The following is a 22,912-nucleotide window of genomic DNA, read 5'->3' on the forward strand; positions in this document are numbered from 1 at the left end:
TTGAAAAGGATTTGAGCAAATTGTTTCGAATTCGAGATAATATCATGTATAATGTAAGAAAAACTAGCGGTAGGTGATGGCATAATGCTGGAGGATATCAAAAAAATATTGGCGGAACACGAACCCGAGCCGATCGGGGAACAGCGCTACTTCTCCGTCCTGCTCCCTTTAATCAGGGTGGATGGGGCGCTTCATGTGCTTTATGAAGTGCGGGGCGAGCATATCTCCCAACCTGGGGATACCTCATTCCCGGGCGGCGCAGTGGAGCCAGGGGAGAGCTTTGAAGAGACGGCAATCCGGGAAACAATGGAAGAGCTGAACATAAAAAGGGACAACATCAATATTTTGGGAGAAATGGACTATATCATGAATGAGCGCGCGATCATCCATTGCTACGTCGGGGAAATCGTCGGCGTAGAAAAGAATGATATCCGCTTCAATAAGGAAGTGCAGGAAATTTTCACCGTGCCGCTACAGTATTTCATGGAAAACCGGCCGACCTACTACTCTTCGACGGTCCGGCTTGAACACCCGGATGATTTCCCGTTCGAACTGATTCCGAACGGCAGGGACTACAAATTCAGGATCGGCGTCCATTCTGTGCCGTTCTACCATCTGGAAACCTATCGGCTCTGGGGATTCACCGCGAACCTGACGGACCGCTTCGTGAGCATACTGGAGCAAAATGAAAATAAGACTGCAGAATAAAAAGCATGAGCCCATTCATTCGAGGGCTCATGCTTTTTTTCGATAGATAAAGGTACCGTGATTGCCTGTTCGGGTGATGAGTACTTCTGCAGCATCCACAACAGGTTTCTCCCTTAAAGGCCGCTTTTGCGAAGCTGAGGGGCAGGCTGGTGCTTTGGTGAGGTTATTTTCTTGGCAGAGATCCTATTTCACTCACTCAAACGCTGAAAACATGCTCACGATAGGTTTCGAAGCTGGTATGCACATGCGGTTGGACTTTTTTCAACGAAACAGGTCGGCCTTCTTCGTTCAGGAAGCAATGCTTGCTTTTGCCGGTCGTGCGCAACTCGCCAGTTGCGACATCGATGACACGGTAGGTCAGGACTAATTTCACTCCGCTGTACGAGTCGATTTCGGTCAGGACATAGACGGAGTCTCCGAAGCGGACCATCGTTTTGTAATGCGCTTCGACGGAAAGGACTGGGCTGATGATACCGGCTTCTTCCAATTTCGCATAATTCGCGCCGATCTGGTCAAGAAAGTCCACGCGGGCTTCCTCGAACCAACGGATGTAATTGGAGTGGTGGATGATCTTCATCTGATCCGTTTCGTAATATTGGGCGACGTGGATATAGGGGTTCAGTTCATTTTTCAAAAAAAGGTTCCTCCTTGTTACAGCATTCTTTCAATAAGAAAAGGAGCAGAAATCTGCTCCTTCTAGTACATATTATTTTGCTTCGATCTCGATCAAGAGGTCTCCGGCTTCGATCTGATCGCCGTCGATGACGTAGATCTGATCGACGACACCGCTGATTGTGGAACGGATCATCGTTTCCATCTTCATCGCTTCGGTGATCACGACTGGATCGCCTTGAGAAACGCGATCGCCGCGTTTGACGAGAACTTCCAATACAGAACCCGGCATTGTTGCGCCGACGTGTTCTTTGTTGGTAGGTTCCGCTTTTTTACGGATCGCTTTCGTGCTGGTGATGGACATGTCTTTGACTTCAATCTCACGGCCTTGGCCATTCAGGTCGAAGTAAAGGATGCGCATCCCGTCCGAATCAGGTTCACCGATCGAGTTCAATTTGATGATCAAGGTTTTCCCTTTTTCGATCTGAACTTCAATCTGCTCGCCCATACGCATGCCGTGGAAGAAAGTAGGGGTGTCAAGTTTTGTGACATCGCCGAACTTATCGTAGACTGCGATATAATCCAGGAAGATTTGTGGGTACATCAGGTAGCTGATAACATCTTCATCGCTGGCTGGACGTTGGGTTTTTTCCTCCAACTCGGCTTTCAAAGCGACAAAATCGATCGGCTCACGCAAGCTGCCTGGTCTTACTGTGATGGCTTGTTTGCCTTTCAGGATGATTTCCTGCAATCTTTCAGGGAATCCGCCTGTAGGTTGACCCAAGTCGCCCTTGAAGAAGCTGATCACGGATTCAGGGAAGTCGATGGAATCGCCTTTTGCGTAGACATCTTCTTCATTCAATTTATTTTGGACCATGAAGAGGGCCATATCGCCGACAACTTTTGAAGATGGTGTCACTTTGACGATGTCGCCGAACATTTTGTTCACGTCAGCGTACATCTCTTTGACTTTATCCCACTCGTCATTCAAGCCGACAGCATTCGCCTGTTGTTGCAGGTTCGTGTATTGTCCGCCCGGCATTTGGTGGTCGTAGACTTCTGTTGAAGTCGTTTGGATGCCGCCTTCGAATTCTTCGTAGTAGTCACGGATATCTTCCCAATAACGGTTGATTTTGTGCACGTTATGGATGTTGATGTCCGGCTCGTGCTCAGAACCTTCCAAAGCATAGTACAAGCTGCTGATGCTTGGTTGGCTGGTCGTACCGCTCATGGCACTCATTGCCACGTCTACGATGTCGACCCCGGCTTTGATCGCTTCTGAGTAAGTGTAGATGCCGTTTCCGCTTGTATCATGCGTATGCAGATGGATCGGCAGATCGACGGTATCCTTCAATTCGCTGATCAGACGGTAAGCCGCTTGCGGTTTCAAAAGGCCGGCCATATCCTTGATCGCGATGATGTGTGCGCCCAGTGATTCAAGCTCTTTGGCCATCTCTTTGTAGTATTGGATCGTGTATTTCGTTTGTGAAGGATCATTGATATCGCCTGTGTAGCAGATTGCTGCTTCGGCGATCTTATTGTTGTCGCGTACGTACTGGATGCTTCTTTCCATCTGTTTCGTCCAGTTCAAGCTGTCGAAGATACGGAAAACGTCGATCCCGTTTTTAGCGGCAAGTCTGATGAACTCTTCCAAACCGTTGTCAGGATAGTTTTGGTATCCGACTGCATTCGATCCACGGAACAGCATCTGCAATAAAGTATCCGGCATTTGCGAGCGCAGTTTCTTCAATCGTTTCCAAGGATCTTCGCTCAGGAAGCGGTAGGCAACGTCGAAGGTAGCTCCTCCCCACATCTCCGAAGAGAACAATTGCGGAATTGCTGCTTGCGTTTCGGCTGCGATGGCTTGCATCTCGTTTGTGCGGATACGGGTAGCCAACAAACTTTGGTGCGCGTCACGAAAAGTTGTATCCGTCAAGAGCACACGGTTTTGATCCTTGATCCATTGGCTGACTGCTGCAGGGCCTTTTTCATCCAAAATGTTTTTGGCTGTAATGATTTTTTGTTCAGGCACGACAATGTCAGTCGGGATTCTAGGTTTGTCATAGAATTTCTTGTGGCCTTTTTGGATGCCCGGGAAGCCATTGACGGTAATGTTTCCGATGTACTGCATCGTTTTGTTACCACGGTCTCGCGTTTTAGGGAATTCGAACAATTCAGGCGTCGTATCGATGAATGTCGTTTTCGCATCGCCTGATACAAAGATTGGGTGCGTAATGACGTTGAACATGAACGGAATGTTCGTTTTCACGCCACGGATACGGAATTCGATCAGGGAACGTTCCATTTTGCGGACGGCTTGGTCGAATGTCGAAGCGTGCACGCATAATTTAACCAATAAGGAGTCGAAGAACGGTGTTACGACCGTACCTTGGAATCCGTTACCTGCATCCAATCGGATACCGAAGCCGCCTGGAGAACGGTAAGTATTGATTTTTCCGGTGTCAGGGAAGAAGTTGTTCAACGGATCTTCCGTTGTGATCCGGCATTGGATAGCAGCGCCGATCAACGGGATATTTGCCTGTTGCGGGATGCCGATTTCTTTATGCAGATCTTGACCTTGTGCGATCAGGATCTGTGACTGCACGATATCGATTCCTGTAATCAATTCTGTGATCGTGTGCTCCACTTGGACACGCGGATTCACTTCGATGAAGTAGAATTGATCGCCTTCCAAAAGGAATTCAACAGTTCCGGCATTCACATAACCGACGTGTTTCATCAATTGAAGAGCAGAGTTGCAGATTTCATGGCGGACTTGATCCGACATGGAAACGCATGGTGCCACTTCGACAACTTTTTGATGGCGGCGCTGCACGGAGCAGTCGCGCTCGTAAAGGTGAACGATGTTGCCATGCTCATCCCCTAAAATCTGGATTTCGATGTGTTTAGGATCTTGGATGTATTTTTCGACATAAATTTCATCGCTGCCGAATGCTGCCAAAGCTTCACTGCGGGCTCTTTCGAAACCTTCGCGGGCTTCTTGTTCGTTGAAGGCCATACGCATGCCGCGTCCGCCGCCGCCTAAAGCCGCTTTGATCATGATCGGGTAGTTGTAGGTTTCCGCAAACTCAATGACTTCGTCGATGTTTGCGACTGGACCGTCTGAACCAGGGATTGACTGGATGCCGGCTTCCACAGCTGCAACTTTTGCTTTGATTTTATCGCCAAAAATGTCCAGATGTTCCAAAGAAGGGCCGATGAATTTGATGCCTTCTTCTTGACAACGTCTAGCGAAGTCGATATTTTCAGATAAGAAACCATATCCAGGATGAATGCCGTCTGCACCGGATTCTTTAGCGATGCGGATCAGGTCTTCGATGTCCAGATAGGCGTCGATAGGCTTTTTGCCTTTTCCGACCAAATAGGCTTCATCTGCTTTAAAACGGTGCACAGAACCTTCATCCTCTTGCGCATAAACGCCCACAGTAGGGATTTTCAGTTCAGTCAGTGCACGAAATACACGTATCGCGATTTCGCCGCGATTTGCAACCAAAACTTTTTTCAATATTTCCACCTCGCCAGTTTATTAAATTCAGAAACATTTCTTATACAATGATTAAAAATGATTCGTGATTTCCGCCAAAGATGAAAATTTGGCGAGAGAAATCAATTATATCTTTTTAATTATTCATTTTACACATTATTCTGCTTGTTTACAACTACCTTTTTAAGAATCTGTTAATAATTGAGAAAAATGTCGTTTTTGGACAAAATACGAACATTTAAAACGAAAGATATTCATAACGTAAGCATATTTTTCGTAATTCGAAATGAACCATGCTATTGTGAGAATGGATTTGCGTTTAATGCGAACGATCTTTTATGAGAGTATATTGCCTGTTTTATGTGCTAAAATAGATAACAAAGGGACGTGAAGCGGTTACACGATAATGTGACGGAAAGCCGAAAAACAGTCGTAAAAAATGCGGAATCCAGGAAAGAAAAGGGGGATTTGTACGTGAGTGAACCAACGATAGGCAAACGCACGCCATTATTTGATTATTATAAAGCGAACGGCGTGAAGCTGATTGATTTCGGGGGCTGGGAGATGCCGATCCAATTTTCCGGTATCCTTGCCGAGCATGAGGCTGTCCGTGAACGCGCCGGACTGTTCGATTGTTCGCATATGGGGGAAATCGAAATATCCGGCAGGGAAGCGGAAAGCTACCTGAACGGGCTGCTGACGAATGATGTCAGTGTGATGACCATCGGACAAGCCCAATACAACATCATGTGTTATCCGGATGGCGGGGCAGTGGACGATGTCATCCTTTTCAAAATGGACGAAGAGCGCTACCTGTTGGTCTGCAATGCTTCCAACACGGATAAAGTCTATGCATGGATGCAGGAAAACAATGGATCGGAAGCGATCCTCAACAATATTTCCGACAGCATCGGTTTGCTTGCCCTGCAAGGACCGGCAGCCATCAAAATCCTGAAGGAATTGACGGATGCCGATCTGGATGCCATCGGAAATTACCATTTCATCGCGGACCAGGAAGTTGCGGGCATTCCGCATGTCCTGATTTCGAGGACGGGCTATACCGGCGAAGACGGCTTTGAACTGTATCTTTCGGGTGAACAGACCGCGTCCTTATGGGAAAAACTGTTGGCAGCCGGGGAAGCCTACGGTGTGTTGCCTTGCGGACTCGGTTCGCGGGACACGCTTCGCCTGGAAGCAGGGATGCCGCTCTACGGGCATGAATTGTCCGAGGAAATCACTCCGTTGGCGGCCGGGCTGGGATTTGCGGTCAAGACGAAAAAAACGAGCGATTTTATCGGCAAAGCTGCCTTGACGACGGCAATCCGCGAAAACGGACCAACCGAAAAAATCATCGGTTTCGAAGCAACCGAAAGAGGGATCCCGCGCGAAGGCTACAAAGTTTTTTCCTTAGAAGGGGAAGAAATTGGGATCGTCACTTCTGGAACGCAATCGCCAACTCTGAAGAAAAGCATCGGAATGGCCTTGGTTAAGTCGGAAGCGGCCGCCATCGGCACAGAAATCCAGATCGAAATACGCAACAAACGCATCCGAGCGACAATCATTCCCAAGCCATTCTACAAAAGAGCTAAATAAAAAACTAATATGCACTCATACTAATGAAAAAAACAATAAACCAGCGCACTGCGCGGAAGGATGATCAACATGGCAGACCACAAAAATTTTTATTACACAAAAGAGCATGAATGGGTAGAAAAAATCACGGATGATACGGTACGCATCGGCATCACGGAACATGCGGCGGAACAACTGGGCGACATCGTGTTCGTCGATTATGTTGCCGATCTGGATGCGGAATTGGCCAAAGGGGACGAAGCGGTCACTGTCGAATCCGTAAAATCCGTTTCGGAAGTCTACGCGCCTGTGTCCGGAACGGTGATTAAGCAAAATGAAGCTTTGGCTGATGCGCCAGAAACCGTCAATGCGGAAGCTTTTGCAGGCGGTTGGATGTACGAAATGCGTTTGAGCGATGCCAGCGAGTTGGACGAGTTGTTGAGCTACGACGAATACGAAGCATTCGTGGCCGAGGAGGAAGCATAAAATGACAGAGGAGCAATTCCGTTATTTACCGGATACAGCCGAAGACGAAAAGGAAATGCTGGCTGTCATCGGAGTCGAAAGCATGGAGGACCTGTTCTCTGATATCCCTGAAGAAATCCGTCTGAAGGAAGAATTGGCGCTTCCGGCTGCCATCTCCGAATCGGAACTATTGAAGCAGATGAAAGATTTGGCCGAAAAAAACGTCAGCGCCGGGCAGATGCCGATCTTCATGGGCGCCGGCGCCTACGATCATTATATTCCGAGCGTGGTCGATGCAGTGATTTCGCGCTCCGAATTTTATACGGCCTATACTCCTTATCAGGCGGAAGCAAGTCAAGGGGAGCTGCAGGCGATTTTTGAATTCCAATCGATGATCAGCAAATTGACCGGGATGGAAGCGACAAACTCTTCCTTATATGATGGGTTTGCTTCCTTGAGCGAAGCGGTCGGTTTGGCAGCGGCAGTCACGAAGCGGAATGAAATAGTCCTTTCGCAGGCGGTCCATCCGAACGCCCGTGCCGTCATCCACGCCGCCGCAAAAGGCCGCGGACTGGAAGTCATTGAAGTGTTGATGGAGAAGGACGTCACCAACTTCAATGTCACCAGATGCTTGACGACTCCGGATACTGCTGCAATCGTAGTCCAGTATCCGAATTTCTTCGGATCGGTGGAAGATTTGGCTGTCGTCAAAAAAATCGCCGAAGACAAAGGCGCACTGTTGATTGTGATGGCCAATCCATTGGCGCTGGGAATCCTCGAAGCGCCCGGCAATTTGGGTGCGGATATCGTCGTCGGCGATACGCAGCCTTTCGGTTTGCCGATGTCCTTCGGCGGACCGCACTGTGGTTACTTCTCCGTGAATCAAAAGCATATCCGAAAAGTTCCCGGCAGAATCGTCGGGGAAACCGTGGATGCCGATGGAGAGCGCGCTTTTGTCCTGACGCTCCAAAGCAGGGAGCAGCATATCCGCCGCGAAAAAGCGACCTCCTACATGAGTTCGAACCAAGCCTTGAACGCTTTGGCTTCCGCCGTCTGCATGGCGGCCCTCGGGAAGCAGGGCGTCCAGGAAATGGCGCAGCTGAACGTCGACAAAGCGGCTTATTTTGCCCAAGCTTTGCAGGATAAAGGCTTCGCAATCTTGAACCAGTCGCCGTTCTTCAATGAGTTCGTCATCGATCTGCCATTCCCGGCCGAAGAAGTGAATCAGGCTTTGCTGGATGCGGGCATCATCGGCGGCTACAGCTTGGCGGAAACCTATAAAAAACCGAATCAGCTGTTGGTTTGTGCCACCGAAAAACGCACAAAGGAAGAAATCGACCGATTCATTGCGGTATTGGAGGGTGTGAACCATGCGTAAAACGAAAAAAGTGATTTTTGAATTAAGTCGTCCGGGTCGCGTCGGCTACAGCTTGCCGAAGAGCGACGTCCCCAAAACGGATTTCAAAGCAAAGCTGCCGGAGCACCTTGTCCGCAAACAGCCGGCTGAACTGCCGGAGATCAGCGAACTGCAGCTGATGCGCCATTACACCAACCTTTCCCAGGACAACTTCGGCGTGGAAAACGGCTTTTATCCGCTGGGATCCTGCACGATGAAATACAATCCGAAAATCAATGAGGTGACCGCCCGTCTGGACGGGTTCGCCAATATCCACCCTTATCAACCGGTGGAGACCGTGCAAGGCGCGCTGCAATTGATGCATGAACTGCAGGAAGATCTGGCGGTCATCACTGGCATGGATGGCGTTTCCCTGCAACCGGCAGCCGGAGCGCACGGCGAATGGACAGGATTGATGATGGTGCGTGCTTACCACGAAAAAAATGGCGACCTGCAGCGCACTAAAGTCTTTGTGCCGGACAGCGCCCATGGTACCAACCCATCCAGTGCGCACATCGCGGGCTTCGATGTGGTAAGCATCCCATCGACAGCTGAAGGCCTGGTCGATCTCGAGGCCTTGCGCAATGCAGTCGATGACCAGACTGCCGCGCTGATGTTGACGAATCCGAATACGCTGGGTCTTTTTGAACGCGACATCGTTCAGATCGCCGAAATCATTCATGGAGCCGGCGGTTTGCTGTATTACGATGGCGCAAACCTGAACGCCATCCTCAGCAAAACGACGCCCGGCACGATGGGCTTCGATATCGTCCACCTGAACCTGCACAAGACCTTCAGCACACCGCATGGCGGCGGAGGCCCGGGAGCCGGTCCGGTAGGCGTAAAAGCCTACTTGAAGGAGTTTCTGCCGATCCCGAGAGTGGAAAAGACGGAAGATGGCTATGTGCTGAACAGCAATCATCCCGCTTCAATCGGCCCGGTCAAAGGCTATTATGGCAACTTCGGCGTCCTAGTCAGAGCCTACACCTACATCCGCACGATGGGTCCGGTCGGCTTGCGCAAAGTATCCGAGAGCGCCGTGCTGCATGCCAATTACCTGCGCAAGCTTCTCGAAAATGATTTCGATACGCCTTACCCGGTCATCTGCAAACACGAATTCGTACTCTCCGGCAACCGCCAGAAGAAGGGCGGCGTGCGGACATTAGATATGGCCAAACGTTTGCTGGATTACGGCTACTACGCCCCGACCGTCTATTTCCCGCTGATCGTCGAGGAAGCCTTGATGATCGAACCGACGGAAACCGAAAGCAAAGAAACGCTCGATGACTTCGCGGACGCACTGATCGCGATCGCCCGCGAAGCTGCCGAAACGCCGGAAACCGTCACCCAGGCTCCGCATCATACATCGGTCAGACGCCTGGATGAAGTGCGCGCTGCAAGAGTGATCAAGGTGAAATACTGATTTGATTCCATAAAAAGAACAGCCCCCGCTTATCCATTGATTAATGGATCGGCGGGGGCTGTTTGTTATCTGTGTGCTGCTTACTGTGCGACAGTCTGCTCCAGCAACAGGTTCATGTTCAGGAAGCCGCGCTCGCTTTTCAGTTGGAAGGCTCGCAGACGCTCATTAAAATCCACGACATTGTCGCTGTCTAGGAAAACCAAAGCCCATTTTTGGGCAGGCACTGGTCCGATGTTCGTTTCGATCACGGCATCGTATTCCGCCATTCCGGCATCCTTGACTTTCAGCATGAAAATACCGGTGGAAGGGCAGCCGCAATCTTCGCCGACCGCATAGAACAGGCTGATGTCCTTGAGTTCGTAGCGTTTTTGGATCTCCGCGATGGCGGAATCGGTAAATGTGAATTTCATAATTTCTATCCCTTTCTTTCTGTATATTAACCGCAAGTGACCGTTCGGGGAAACTGCCTATCCGGTTCTGTTTTCTTACTATAAGTATACGACATATCGCCCAAAAAACAAGAAAAGCCATCTTCCGAGTGGATGATGACTTTTCTAGTTAATCTGCTTTAATAGGCTGTTTTCGTTTGCGGATATACCAAACGATGACGGCGATTCCAACAATTGCGATAATGACGTAAGCGATATTGGAATAGATGTCCATGTAATGGACGATCGTTTCCCACTGCGAGCCGACAGCCGCTCCCAAATAAATCAGGACAGTATTCCAGATGACGGTACCGATAGTCGTGAACAGAAGGAAAAGGCCGAAGTTCATGTTCGCCATCCCGGCTGGTAAAGAGATCAAGCTCCGGATCAATGGCACAAAGCGGCAAAAGAAAACCGTCCAGAAGCCGTAGCGGTCGAACCAGGAATCCGCTTTGTGGATATCAGCATGCGTGATGCGCAGAAGGTTGCCGTACTTGTCGACGATCTTATCCAGTCTTTCGACATCCAAAAGGGTACCGACACCGTAAAGTATCGCGGCCCCGACTACTGCACCGATTGTGGCGGCGACGATCATCAAGGGGATGTTGAGCTCCGTGGTGGTTGTCATAAAACCGCCAAAAGTCAAGATGACTTCAGAAGGGATCGGCGGAAAAAGATTTTCGATCATAATCAAAAATGCTACACCGAAGTAGCCAAATTGCTCCATTATACTTTGAATCCAAGCTTCGATAGTGATTCACTCCTCCAAAAAATAGTTCTATATTATTCTAATGTTCTAATCTAACTATACACGAAGCATCAGCATTTTCAATTTATTTTGAACAATCTTAAGAAAATCCTATCAGAAGTAAGCCGGCAGCATCATGACCACGATCAGTTCCGACGCGCATTTGTCGAATCGTTCTTTTTACATCGATTGGCAATTTTGGTAGAATCAAAGGTATATGGGTTGAAAACATTGAAGAGGTGGGGAGAGTCTTTGGTTAATAAAGAAAAGTCAGGCCGCTTGTTTTGGATGCTGTTCAAATCAACGTTTGTGCTGAGTGCATTTACCTTCGGCGGCGGGTACGTCATCGTGCCGTTGATGCAAAAGAAATTCGTGGAAGAACTCAAATGGATCGATTCGGACGAAATGTTGGACCTGGTGGCTTTGGGGCAGTCCGCGCCGGGTGCGATCGCCGTCAACACGTCCATTTTGGTCGGCTACCGGATGGCGGGATTGCTGGGGGCATTGGTGACGGTCTTCGGGACGGTAACACCGCCGCTTATCATCATCACGCTCATTTCCTATTTTTACATGAATTTCCGCGAAAATCCGATCGTGGATGCTTTGATGATCGGGATGCAGGCCGGTGTGGCGGCAGTCATCGTCAATGTCGTCATCGGCATGGTCAGCGGCGTCGTCAAACAAAGGGACATCATCAACACAGTGCTGTTGATTGCAGCATTCATCGCTTCTTACTTTTTTGATGTCCATGTCGTCCTGATCATTTTCTTGGCCGGACTGATCGGTTTCATCAATCTGAGCTACCATGAGAAGAAAGGGGCGATCAAATGATTTATTTGCAATTATTCTGGTCCTTCTTCCAAATCGGGCTGTTCACGATCGGCGGGGGATATGCATCCTTACCGCTGATCCGGAATGAAATCGTCGTGAACCAAGGCTGGCTGACGATGCAGGAATACACAGACATCATCACGATTTCGCAGATCACCCCGGGTCCGATCGCCATCAATTCGGCGACTTTCGTCGGGACAAAAGTGGGCGGTTTTGGCGGAGCAATCATCGCGACGCTTGGTACGGTCACACCTTCGATCATCCTCTCGCTGATTCTGGCATGGGCCTACTATAAGTACCGTGACATCAAAATCATGCAGGGAATACTCGGCGGGCTCCGTCCGGCTGTAGTGGCTTTGATTGCCGCGGCGGGACTGGCGCTCTTTGTGGCTGCCTTATTCCAATCCGGCGGGACAGCGATCGGCGGGATCACCGTCAATTTCCTTGCGGTTGCCATTTTCCTCGCGGCCCTGTATGCGCTCCGGACCACGAAAATCGATTCGATCTGGCTGATACTGGCCTCGGGAGCCGTGAGCATCCTCTTCCATTTATTCAGCTGACACGGTGTATAATGAAAGACAGCACATTCGCTTCATTTAGATTCATTTTAGAAAGGAAATTGTCATGACGTCAAATCATACAGATAAAGAGCTTCAGGCCAAAAAGAATGTGCCGAAGAAGTGGCACGGTCTGAAACCATCACGCTTCGCGAAGTACCGCAGCTGGATCAACAGCGGCAGTCCGGGGATCTGCGGGACCTATTGCAGCGCCGTGTTGGTGCATGATGCGGTTCTGCATAAATATAAGCATTCACTTGATAAAGATACCTTGTTGGCAGGCTTGCTGACGGTCGTTGACGAATTTCTGCCCTACAAAGGGACCTTCTTTTGGGATGTGCAGCACGGATTGAAATCCTTGCTGGCGGATATTCCGGACTGGACCGTAAAATCGGGCCTCATCACGGAAAAAATCGTTCCGTCGCTGTTGGATCGTCCGGATCCGGTGCCTGTCATAGTGGGGACGACACGGCTGTTCAACAGCAAGTACAAGAACCATTGGGTAGTCGTCTATGCTTACGGCTACAACGAAGACGGAAAGCTTTACTATAAAGCTTACGATAACCATGGCCGTTATCAGGCCATATTGCCGGCATCGCAGACGATCGGTTGTGTCTGGTTGGAAGAAAGAGAGAAAAAATAAATAAGAATATATAGATATTATTGGGAGGAACATGATGAGGGAATATGATTTTATCGCCATCGGAGGCGGCAGCGGCGGTATCGCCACGATGAACCGTGCGGCAGAATATGGTGCCAAAACAGCTGTTATTGAAGGAAATTTATTGGGAGGAACCTGCGTGAACATCGGTTGCGTACCGAAAAAAATCATGTGGTATGCGTCCCAAATATCCGAGGCGATCCACAAATACGGACCGGATTACGGGTTCGCTACAGGCGCGCATAAAATCGACTTCCCGACCTTATTGAAGAACCGGGATGCCTACGTCGAGCGTTCCCGCAACTCCTATCAAGCAGGCTTCGAACGCCGCAATGTCGATGTGATTGAAGGCTTCGCCAAATTCGTCGACAACCATACAGTTGAAGTGAACGGGGAACTGATCCGCTCCAAACATATCCTGATTGCGACCGGCGCGAAACCGATCCGTCCACGGATTCACGGTGCTAAACTCGGGGACGTTTCCGATACGTTCTTCGAATGGACCGAATTGCCGGGCAAAGTCGCGGTAGTCGGTGCGGGCTACATCGCCATCGAATTGGCCGGTGTCCTGCATAATCTGGGCGTGGACACGCATCTGTATGTCCGCTATGATACTCCGCTGCGCAAATACGATGACAGCATCATCGAAGGCCTGATGCAGGAAATCGAAAATGACGGACCGACATTGCACACGCACGCTGTCTCAAAATCTGTGGAAAAGAATGCGGATGGTACTTTGACGCTGCATCTCGAGGACGGCAGATCGGAAGTTTTCGACAAAATCATCTGGGCGATCGGCCGGACTGCCAACATCGACGGGCTCAACATCGAAGCGACTGATGTGAAGGTCAGCGACAAAAAATTCATCATCGTCGACGAATACGAGAACAGCTCAGTCGACGGCATTTATGCAGTTGGCGACGTGACCGGCAAGAACATGCTGACACCTGTTGCGATTGCAGCCGGCCGCAGACTTTCTGAAAGGTTGTTCAACAACAAGCCGAACGAAAAACTGGACTACGATAACATCCCGACCGTGATCTTCAGCCACCCGCCAATCGGCAGCATCGGATTGAGCGAAAAAGACGCTGTAGTGAAGTTTGGTGCGGATCAAGTGAAAGTATACAAGTCCACCTTTGCATCGATGTACACGGCCGTTACAGCCCATCGTCAGCTTGTGAAGATGAAACTGGTCTGTGCAGGGGAAAACGAACAAGTTATCGGACTCCACGGCATCGGCTACGGCGTCGATGAAATGATCCAAGGCTTCGCGGTAGCCATCAAAATGGGCGCCACCAAAGCCGACTTCGACAACACCGTAGCCATCCATCCCACTGGAGCGGAAGAATTTGTGACCATGAGATAGACAAAGTAAAGAAACCTACTGTTTGGCACACCACAAGAGTGCCGATCAGTAGGTTTCTTTTTCTATTATTCGGATAGGGGTTCGAATTCTTTTTTGTAATACTGATAAAGGTCGTCCCAATTCTCCGCAGGACCAGCCTTAACTGGGATTCCGTCCAGAATAGCAGCGATGTTATCCAGGCAAGTGTGCCAGCCGGCGATATCCCTGGGAGTATGTGGGTTAACCACTATGATGTCTTCGCTGAGCTTCAGTGCGGTCTGTCCATCAACTTTCTCGGACAATTCAAAGCGCATGGTGTTTTTATCCCAGCTGAAGGCAAAGTTGGTCGGTTCGGATACTTCAAGTATCGTCATCTCTTCGTAGGACCCGTTTCCGAAGTCAAATCTGATTTTTCCGTCAGGCCGCAACTGCTCGATTTCCAGTTGTGGGAACCATTTTTGCAGCTGCTCGTTGACCGTTAGCATCCGCCAGACGGATTCAATCGGGTGGGGGATGGTTCTGTTGAATTCGGCGATCGTTGATTCATTTTGTTTTTTGATTGTTGCGTACATTCTTCCAGTCCTTTCCGATGTTGTGGCGTGTATATTCATTTTAACTGATTTGTGTCGGGAGCGCCTACTCTTAGCGCTCGTAATTGACTGATTTGATATTTGGTAATCGAAAGTCTGAAGAATCCATCCGAACCAGCCCAATGCACTCTGATTGAAAGAAAAGCCAGCGAAAGTAGACCAGTGTATGCAGAAAACCACGCGGGCGAGCCCGCCTAGGTAACATCATTAGAGTTTTGTATTTTGTTGTTCTGTTTGGAACCCGACCACGTCCGGAAACCCATATCACCAAACTACAAAGAAAAACCCCGCCGCAACAAAGTTGCGACGGGGTTTTTCACATTCATATATTATTCTTTGATTTGGTTCACTTTTTTGTCGTATCCGATACCGCGCAAGATTGCTTTCATAATCTCAACGAATGGGATTACTGACAATGCAGCTGCGACGACGATCATCCATTGTTGACCAGTCATGTCGTAGATACCGAAGATTGTGTTCAATCCAGGTGTGAATGCTACCATCAGCATCAATGCTAAGGAAAGCAGGATTGCGTAGTTGAACATTTTGTTTCCGAACGGGTTGACCGAGAACAATGATTTGAAGACTGACTTACAGTTGAAGGCATGTGACAATTGGATGAATCCTAATGTCAAGAAGGCCATTGCTTCACCGATGTGCAGTTCATAACCATAGTAGCCAGTTGCCAACCAGAATACGAACAACGTGATGGCACCTTCATAGATACCTTGGTAGATCATGCTGGCGAATACGCCGTTCGAGAAGAAGTTGGAAGAACGGCCACGAGGTGCTTGTTCCATAACATCTTTCTCAGCTTCTTCCAAACCTAATGCGATAGCGGGGAATACGTCCGTAACCAAGTTGATCCACAGCAAGTGGATTGGTTCAAGGATTTGCCATCCCAAAACAGTTGCGATGAACAACGTCAATACTTCACCCAAGTTAGCGGAAAGCAAGTATTGAACCGCTTTTTGAATGTTTGCGAAAACTTTACGTCCTTCTTCAACCGCGTGAACGATTGTTGCGAAGTTGTCATCAGCCAATACCATATCGGAAGCGCCTTTAGATACTTCCGTACCTGTGATACCCATACCGATACCGATGTCAGCTTGTTTCAATGATGGTGCATCGTTTACGCCGTCACCAGTCATGGCAACAACTTTACCTTGGTCTTGCCAAGCTTTAACGATACGTACTTTATGTTCAGGAGAAACACGAGCGTATACAGAGTAGTTTTGAACCGTGCGCAAGAAATCATCATCAGAGATATCATTCAATTCAGCACCCGTGATGACGGCTTTAGCAGAAGAGTTCTCATTCAAAATGCCTAAACGCGTTGCGATAGCAGAAGCAGTGTCTCTGTGGTCACCCGTGATCATGACAGTACGGATACCAGCTTTTTGGGCTTGAGCGATCGCTTCTTTTGCTTCCGGACGCTCAGGGTCGATCATACCGATCAGACCGGCAAAGACCAAATCAGTTTCTACTTCTTCAGTCGTCATTTTTGCAGGTACAGCTGCGACATTTTTGAATGCCATCGCCAATACGCGCAATGCTTGGATAGCCAAGCTGTGGTTTGTGTCCAGGATTGCGTTTCTGTCAGCATCTGTGATCGGTGAAATGACGCCTGCTTTGATGATGTGCGTGCAACGTTTCAACAATTCATCAGGAGCGCCTTTTGTTGCGATCATGAATTGATTTCCTTCAGGGTGGATCGTTGACATCAATTTACGGTCTGATTCAAAAGGAACTTCAGCAACACGCGGCATGTCAACCAATTTAGCGGAAAGGTCGAAACCTTTTTCCAAACCATATTGAACCATTGCTGTTTCGGTAGGGTCACCGATCAATGATTTGTCGTTTGCGATTTTTGTGTCATTCGCCAAGTTCATGATCTTCATGACAGGCAATTCCAAGTCGATGTTTTCATCGGCATCGTGGACTTGGCCATCGTAGTAAACTTTTTCGATCGTCATTTTGTTTTGAGTCAATGTACCGGTTTTGTCGGAACAGATGACTTCGGTACCGCCCAATGTTTCAACAGCAGGCAATTTACGGACAAGCGCATTTCTGCTTGCCATTTTTTGCGTACCCAACGCCAAGATGATTGTAGTGATGGCAGGCAAACCTTCAGGAATAGCTGCTACGGCTACGGAGATGGAAACCATCAACATATCCAACCAAGGGCGGCCATTGAAACCGAATCCGATGATGAACATCAATACAGCGATGACCAAAATCAGAATAGTCAAAGATTTACCCATTTGATCTTGGTTGATTTGTAATGGCGTTTTCTTCTCTTCAGCGTTTTGCAGCATGTTCGCGATATGTCCGACTTCTGTGTTCATCCCTGTAAGGACGACGACACCTTCTGCACGGCCATAAGTTACGTTAGTGCTTGAGAACGCCATGTTCTTGCGGTCACCCAAAGCAGCATCGGTTTCAACGTCGCGCAAGTCTTTTTCGACTGGTACGGACTCACCAGTCAAAGCAGCTTCTTCAACTTTAAGCGAATTTACTTCGTAAAGGCGGATATCTGCAGGAACAACATCTCCGGCTTCCAATACGATGATGTCACCAGGCACAAGTAATTCTGACTTGACTTGGATGACTTCTCCACTACGTTTAACGTTGGCAAGAGGTGAAGCCATTTTCTTCAAAGCTTCAATTGCTTCCTCTGCCTTGTTTTCTTGGAAGACACCTAGGAATGCGTTGATGATAACAACAGCTAAGATGATGATAGCGTCAGCGATTTCATGACCGATAGTACCAGAAATGATAGCTGCAGCTAATAGAACGAGAATCATGAAATCCTTGAATTGATCCAAGAATTTTTGCAAAGTGGTGCGTTTTTCACCTGCTTCTAATACGTTCTCGCCATACTCAGCCAATCTCTTCGCGGCTTCCTCTTTCGTAAGTCCACCTCTGGTCGAATTAAGTTCTGCTAAGACTTCCTCTTCCGTTTGCGCGAAGAATGCTTTATTCAGTTGTTCTTTTGACACAGTATTTCCCCTCTCTTGACCTGAATGTAGTAGTGTTAAAATGAAAAGAGACCTATGCATAAAATTGTCTGTCAGACAACACTGTATGCATAAGTCTCACTATTTAAGGTAACACCAGCAGATAGGATTACTCTACTTATTGTTGACGTTACCACAGCCTTGTACTGCTAGTTACTCCCCTATGGAGATATTCAGTTTAACACTCGGACTTATTATATCGACAAAATCATGTAATCGCAACAATTTATTGCCGAAAACGAAAACATTTAAAAAAATGGACACATTTCCGATCAATCGGAAATGTGTCCAGTATCATTAAATCAATGCCAAGATGATGAAGTTAGCCAGGAATAATGCCGAAGAGAACCACACGATCGGGTGGATTTCGTACGCTTTTCCTTTTACGACTTTCACGATGCAGTAGAAGAAGAATCCAGCTGCGATACCATAAGAAATGCTGTAAGAAAGACCCATGAAGATGGATGCGAAGAAAGCCGGGATGGCATCTTCCAGATCATGCCAGTTGATTTCCGTGAATGATCCCATCATCAAAATACCAACAAGGATCAAAGCTGGAGCTGTTGCGGCAGCAGGAACGACACCGATCAGAGGTGCGAAGAATGCACTGATGATGAACATACCGGCAACGACAACCGCAGTCAAACCCGTACGTCCGCCAGCACCGATACCCGCAGCACTTTCTACGTAAGTAGTAGTATTGGAAGTACCGAAGATTGAACCGATAACCGTACCGATTGAATCGGCGAACAAAGCTTTATCCATTTTCGAACTGAATCCGGATCCTTCTTCAAGCGCTTTTTCATCTTCTTCAGAGAAGATGCCAGTACGACGGCCCGTTCCGATGAATGTACCGATCGTATCGAAAGTGTCAGAAAGGCTGAATGCGAAGATAGTCATCAATACTAAAGGCAATTGGGAAACATCGGAGAACAAGGACAAAAGACCTTCTGAACCGAATGCAGCACCGAATGTTACGCCTAATTCCGAAACAGCAGTTGCAAGCGAGTTTGCTTCCAGACTTGCGGTTGAAATATCAACAACACCCATCGGGATACCCAACAGAGTAGTCGCAACGATACCGATAAGGATCGCACCGCGGACATTTTTGACCATCAGTACAGCCGTAATGACCAAACCGATCAAAGCCAATAAAGCAGGCATTTGCGTGAAATTGACCAAGGCAGGGACGATGCCGCCGCCAGTCATGACTGTTCCTACACCGCCAGTGAAAGTCTCAGCAGTTGCGTCGTAAGGAGCGCCATTGATTGCAGTGATGGAGCTGGCGTCGGAAGTGAATTCCAAAAAGCCGGCGTTTTTGATCCCGATATAAGCGATGAAGATGCCGATACCGCCGCTGATTGCGTGCTGCAGGCTTTCAGGAATCGATTTGATGATCATTTTTCTGATTTTTGTTACTGTGATCAGAACGTTGACCATCCCACAGATGAATACCATAGCCAAAGCTTGTTGCCAAGTGAAACCAAGTGAGAAGACGACAGTGAAAGTGAAGAAAGCGTTCAAGCCCATACCCGGTGCCAAAGCATAAGGTACGTTAGCGAAAAGACCCATCACCAATGTGCTGACTGCAGCGGAAATGATAGTTGCCAAGAAGACTGCTTGGCTAGGCATCCCTGATAAAGAAAGGATTGCCGGATTGACGAAAATGATATACGACATTGCGAAGAAAGTTGTGATCCCCGCAACAACTTCTGTGGAAACTGTTGTTCCGTGTTCTTTGAGTTTAAAGAAATTTTCCATTTTGAAAAGATCTCCCATCTGAATTTTTTTTCGGCAGCGACAGGAAACAGTAACAATAAATGATTTCAGATGCTTTCCTTGCTTACCACTCGACTATTATAACCAATCACACAAAAGCTTGCAATAAATAAGTGAATGATTTAATCATTTTATCACTTTAATGTTCGTGATTTGATCGAATTGGTAATGAAAGCGCATAAAAAATGCTATCATTACATCCTAACGTTAGTATTTCGGGAAATTATGGCCTTTTTTTTTGTAAATCTGCCTGAGCAGGAAAGCGGGTGATATGCTAAAATGGGAAAGAGCGAAACAGTCTGAAAGTAAGAAGGTGTTGAGCATGAAAGAAGAAGTGTTTGTGGTGGGCGATGTCCATGGGGAAATCACCTTACTGAAAAAATTATTGGAAAAGTGGGACCGGGAGAAGCAACAGCTGATTTTTATCGGCGATCTGGGGGACCGTGGCGAAAATTCGAAAGCGTGTTTTCTGCTGGCGAAGGAACTGGTGGAAAAGTACGGTGCCATCTATCTGAAGGGTAACCATGAGGACATGCTGTTGCGTTTCATCGGAAAGCCGGAGGAATTCGCGGGCAACTATTTCCTGAACGGCGGTCTGGGTACTCTGGAAAGTTTCCTGCATGAGCGCATCAACGAGGAGTATTCGCCTACCGAAATCGCCTTGATGATGAAACACTACTACAAGAATCTGTTCGCTTTTTTGGCGGAGCTTCCTTTGTACTATGAATGGGAGCAATACGTGTTCGTCCATGCCGGCGTCGATCTGGGCAAGAAGGATTGGCACGACAGCACCGAGGAGGACTTTCTCTGGATCCGCGAACCGTTCCACAAAAAGAAGAACCGCACCGGTAAAACGATCGTGTTCGGGCATACCCCGACCTTTTACCTGCACGGCGACAACGACCGTTCGGATCTTTGGATTTCGGACGATAAAATCGGTATCGATGGCGGAGCCGTCTACGGCGGTTCGCTGCACGGCGTCGTGTTTGACAAAAATGGTCTGAAAGAGGACCATATTATACAGAAATGATGAAGGTGCCGAAACGGCAGTTTTATTTTGAAAGGCAGGAGTAGTTAATAACATGACAGAAACAGCACAACAAATCGTTATGGACTTGGTGAAAGCCGAGCTGAACCAATTCAGACCCGCACAGATCGAGAAAGTACTGCAACTATTGGAAGAGGGCAACACCGTCCCGTTCATCGCGCGCTACCGGAAGGAAGTGACAGGTTCTCTCGATGAGGTCGAAATCCGTCAAATAGAGGAACGCCACCAGTACGCGACAAACTTGCACAAGCGCAAGGAAGAAGTCATCCGCATCATCGAGGAACAAGGCAAATTAACACCTAAACTGCGCGCCGACATCGAGCGTGCCGACAAGATGCAACGCGTCGAGGATCTGTACCGCCCCTACAAACAAAAGCGCCGCACGAAAGCGGCGATCGCCCGCGAAAAAGGACTGGCTCCGTTTGCCGAGTGGCTATTAAGCGGACCAATGAACGGATCCGTCGAGACGAAGGCCAAGGAATTCCTTAATGAGGAAATGGAACTTTCTACTATAGAAGACGTTTTGACCGGAGCCCATGAAATCATCGCCGAAATCATCAGCGACGAACCGGCTTACCGCGAACATATCCGCGAGTTCACGCGCAAAAACGGCCAGATCGTCAGCACCGCCAAGGATACAGATAAGGATGAAAAAGGCGTATATGAAATGTACTACCAGTTTTCCCAAGGCATTTCCTCGCTCGTTTCGCATCGCGTGCTGGCCATGAACCGCGGTGAAAAAACTGGCATCCTCAAGGTCGCCGTTCTGACCGACGAAGATAAAATCTTCGCTTACTTGGCGAAAAAGGTAGTGAAGAATCCAAAAAGCATTGCCGTACCTTATCTGCAAGCCGCATATGAAGACAGCTACCGCCGTTTCATCGGACCGGCCATCGAACGCGAACTGCGCAACGAATTGACAGAGGCCGCCGATGCGCAAGCAATCGATGTCTTCGGCGACAATCTGCGCAACTTGTTGCTGCAGCCGCCTTTGAAAGGAAAAGTTGTGCTCGGATTGGACCCGGCTTACCGTACCGGCTGCAAATTGGCGATCGTTGATGCAACCGGAAAAGTGTTGGCGAAGAGCGTCATTTATCCGCATAAACCGGCCAACCAAGAAAAACGCGCCGCTGCCGGCCCGGCATTCCGCAAAATGCTTTCGGACTACAAAGTGGAGATGGTCGCCATCGGGAACGGAACCGCCAGCCGTGAATCCGAACTGTTCGTCTCCGAGCAGATCAAACAAGTCGCCGAAACCGTTTATTACGTCATCGTCAACGAAGCGGGGGCATCGGTCTACTCAGCAAGTGACATCGCTCGTGAGGAATTCCCGGATTTCCAGGTAGAAGAACGCAGTGCTGTCAGCATCGCCCGCCGCCTACAGGATCCACTTGCAGAATTGGTGAAGATCGATCCGAAATCGGTCGGTGTCGGCCAATACCAGCATGATGTTTCCCAAAAACAACTGGGCGAACGCCTGGACTTCGTCGTCGAAACCGCCGTCAACCAAGTCGGCGTCAATCTGAACACAGCCAGTGCGCCATTGTTGCAGCACGTCGCCGGCCTGAACAAAACAATCGCGAACAACATCGTCGCTTTCCGTGAAGAGAATGGAGCTTTCGATAGTCGCCAACAATTGAAGAAAGTTCCACGCCTTGGCCCGAAAGCTTTCGAACAATCGGTCGGTTTCATGCGCATTGCCGGGGGCAAAAATATCCTCGACAACACGGATATCCATCCGGAATCCTATCCGGCTGCCAAAGAAGTGTTGGCACTGGCAGGGCTCAGTCTTAAGGATATCGGCACCGAACAAGCCCGCGAAGCATTGGGCGCCCTGGACCGCACCAAAGCCCGCGAAGTGACCGGACTAGGGAAAGAAACGCTGCAGGACATCATCGCCGGCCTGACCAAACCGGGCCGCGATCCTCGCGACGAAATCGCCCAACCATTGCTGCGCCAAGATGTGCTGTCGATGGAAGACCTGAAACCGGGCATGGAACTGCAAGGAACCGTCCGCAACGTTGTCGACTTCGGCGCCTTCGTCGACATCGGCGTCAAACAGGACGGCATGGTTCACATCTCCAAACTCAGCAACCGCTTTGTCAAACATCCATCCGATGTGGTCGCAGTCGGCGATATCGTGACCGTATGGGTCGATAATGTCGACACGAACAAAGGCCGTGTTGCTTTGACGATGCTACCGCAAAAATAATGAGGAACAAAT

At 48.7% G+C, this 22,912-nt stretch carries 18 protein-coding genes; 11 read left to right on the top strand and 7 right to left on the bottom strand.

Translation table 11 applies throughout. The features are described 5' to 3' along the window. Window positions 1–84 precede the first annotated feature (84 nt). Window positions 85–708, top strand: a complete 624-nt coding sequence (locus C7R73_RS09305; protein WP_106450249.1) for an NUDIX hydrolase — start codon at window positions 85–87, stop codon at window positions 706–708. A gap of 196 nt (window positions 709–904) precedes the next feature. On the opposite strand, the gene C7R73_RS09310 is transcribed toward C7R73_RS09305, so the two are convergent. Together C7R73_RS09310 and C7R73_RS09315 are read right to left on the bottom strand one after the other, a co-directional pair. Beyond that, window positions 905–1,342: an acyl-CoA thioesterase gene (locus C7R73_RS09310; RefSeq protein ID WP_106450250.1), complete on the bottom strand. Its 438-nt coding sequence runs from the start codon at window positions 1,340–1,342 to the stop codon at window positions 905–907. A gap of 72 nt (window positions 1,343–1,414) precedes the next feature. Then, window positions 1,415–4,846, bottom strand: a complete 3,432-nt coding sequence (locus C7R73_RS09315) for a pyruvate carboxylase (protein WP_106450251.1) — start codon at window positions 4,844–4,846, stop codon at window positions 1,415–1,417. A gap of 453 nt (window positions 4,847–5,299) precedes the next feature. Between C7R73_RS09315 and gcvT the strand changes: the two genes are divergently transcribed. The 4 genes from gcvT (at window position 5,300) to gcvPB (ending at window position 9,681) form a co-directional block, all read left to right on the top strand. Then, complete coding sequence (gene gcvT / locus C7R73_RS09320) at window positions 5,300–6,418, top strand: glycine cleavage system aminomethyltransferase GcvT (RefSeq protein ID WP_239992610.1); 1,119 nt, start codon at window positions 5,300–5,302, stop codon at window positions 6,416–6,418. A gap of 69 nt (window positions 6,419–6,487) precedes the next feature. Beyond that, a complete protein-coding gene (gcvH, locus tag C7R73_RS09325) occupies window positions 6,488–6,883 on the top strand; it encodes a glycine cleavage system protein GcvH (protein WP_106450252.1) in 396 nt (131 codons plus the stop codon). Window position 6,884: 1 nt separating this feature from the next. Then, window positions 6,885–8,240 (top strand): aminomethyl-transferring glycine dehydrogenase subunit GcvPA, encoded by a 1,356-nt coding sequence (gcvPA, locus tag C7R73_RS09330; RefSeq protein ID WP_106450253.1) that lies wholly within the window; start codon window positions 6,885–6,887, stop codon window positions 8,238–8,240. After that, window positions 8,233–9,681: an aminomethyl-transferring glycine dehydrogenase subunit GcvPB gene (gene gcvPB, locus C7R73_RS09335; RefSeq protein ID WP_106450254.1), complete on the top strand. Its 1,449-nt coding sequence runs from the start codon at window positions 8,233–8,235 to the stop codon at window positions 9,679–9,681. Before gcvPA ends, gcvPB begins: the two co-directional genes overlap by 8 nt. Before the next feature lie 80 nt (window positions 9,682–9,761). Here gcvPB and C7R73_RS09340 read toward each other — a convergent pair whose 3' ends face one another. Both C7R73_RS09340 and C7R73_RS09345 read right to left on the bottom strand, forming a co-directional pair. Continuing rightward, window positions 9,762–10,091, bottom strand: coding sequence for an iron-sulfur cluster biosynthesis family protein (locus C7R73_RS09340; protein WP_106450255.1), 330 nt, complete (start codon window positions 10,089–10,091; stop codon window positions 9,762–9,764). A 148-nt stretch (window positions 10,092–10,239) separates the two neighbouring features. Continuing rightward, the gene (locus C7R73_RS09345; protein WP_205076500.1) at window positions 10,240–10,836 is read right to left on the bottom strand and encodes a DedA family protein; all 597 of its coding nucleotides are present in this window, start codon (window positions 10,834–10,836) and stop codon (window positions 10,240–10,242) included. Between the two features lie 273 nt (window positions 10,837–11,109). Here C7R73_RS09345 and C7R73_RS09350 point away from each other — a divergent pair, with 273 nt between their 5' ends. The 4 genes from C7R73_RS09350 (at window position 11,110) to gorA (ending at window position 14,272) form a co-directional block, all read left to right on the top strand. Then, a complete protein-coding gene (locus C7R73_RS09350; protein WP_239992611.1) occupies window positions 11,110–11,688 on the top strand; it encodes a chromate transporter in 579 nt (192 codons plus the stop codon). Then, window positions 11,685–12,248, top strand: a complete 564-nt coding sequence (locus C7R73_RS09355) for a chromate transporter (RefSeq protein ID WP_106450257.1) — start codon at window positions 11,685–11,687, stop codon at window positions 12,246–12,248. Before C7R73_RS09350 ends, C7R73_RS09355 begins: the two co-directional genes overlap by 4 nt. 64 nt (window positions 12,249–12,312) lie before the next feature. Next, a complete protein-coding gene (locus tag C7R73_RS09360) occupies window positions 12,313–12,888 on the top strand; it encodes a dihydrolipoamide dehydrogenase (RefSeq protein WP_106450258.1) in 576 nt (191 codons plus the stop codon). A 34-nt stretch (window positions 12,889–12,922) separates the two neighbouring features. Continuing rightward, a complete protein-coding gene (gene gorA / locus C7R73_RS09365) occupies window positions 12,923–14,272 on the top strand; it encodes a glutathione-disulfide reductase (protein ID WP_106450259.1) in 1,350 nt (449 codons plus the stop codon). Between the two features lie 65 nt (window positions 14,273–14,337). Here the strand turns inward: gorA and C7R73_RS09370 are convergent, their stop codons facing one another. The 3 genes from C7R73_RS09370 to C7R73_RS09380 all read right to left on the bottom strand — a co-directional run bounded on the left by C7R73_RS09370 (window position 14,338) and on the right by C7R73_RS09380 (window position 19,622). Continuing rightward, window positions 14,338–14,823, bottom strand: coding sequence for an SRPBCC family protein (locus C7R73_RS09370; RefSeq protein ID WP_161525917.1), 486 nt, complete (start codon window positions 14,821–14,823; stop codon window positions 14,338–14,340). A gap of 347 nt (window positions 14,824–15,170) precedes the next feature. Further along, window positions 15,171–17,843 (bottom strand): cation-translocating P-type ATPase, encoded by a 2,673-nt coding sequence (locus tag C7R73_RS09375; protein WP_239992612.1) that lies wholly within the window; start codon window positions 17,841–17,843, stop codon window positions 15,171–15,173. A 315-nt stretch (window positions 17,844–18,158) separates the two neighbouring features. After that, a complete protein-coding gene (locus tag C7R73_RS09380) occupies window positions 18,159–19,622 on the bottom strand; it encodes an NCS2 family permease (protein WP_106450262.1) in 1,464 nt (487 codons plus the stop codon). Window positions 19,623–19,962: 340 nt separating this feature from the next. Between C7R73_RS09380 and C7R73_RS09385 the strand changes: the two genes are divergently transcribed. Beyond that, window positions 19,963–20,670 carry a metallophosphoesterase family protein gene (locus tag C7R73_RS09385; protein WP_106450263.1) on the top strand — a complete coding sequence of 236 codons (708 nt, stop codon included), beginning with the start codon at window positions 19,963–19,965 and terminating at the stop codon, window positions 20,668–20,670. 52 nt (window positions 20,671–20,722) lie between these two features. Beyond that, the gene (locus C7R73_RS09390; protein WP_106450264.1) at window positions 20,723–22,900 is read left to right on the top strand and encodes a Tex family protein; all 2,178 of its coding nucleotides are present in this window, start codon (window positions 20,723–20,725) and stop codon (window positions 22,898–22,900) included. The last annotated feature ends 12 nt before the right edge of the window (window positions 22,901–22,912 follow it).

The sequence above is a fragment of the Trichococcus alkaliphilus genome, assembly GCF_003008695.1.
In the GTDB taxonomy this organism is placed as follows: domain Bacteria; phylum Bacillota; class Bacilli; order Lactobacillales; family Aerococcaceae; genus Trichococcus; species Trichococcus alkaliphilus.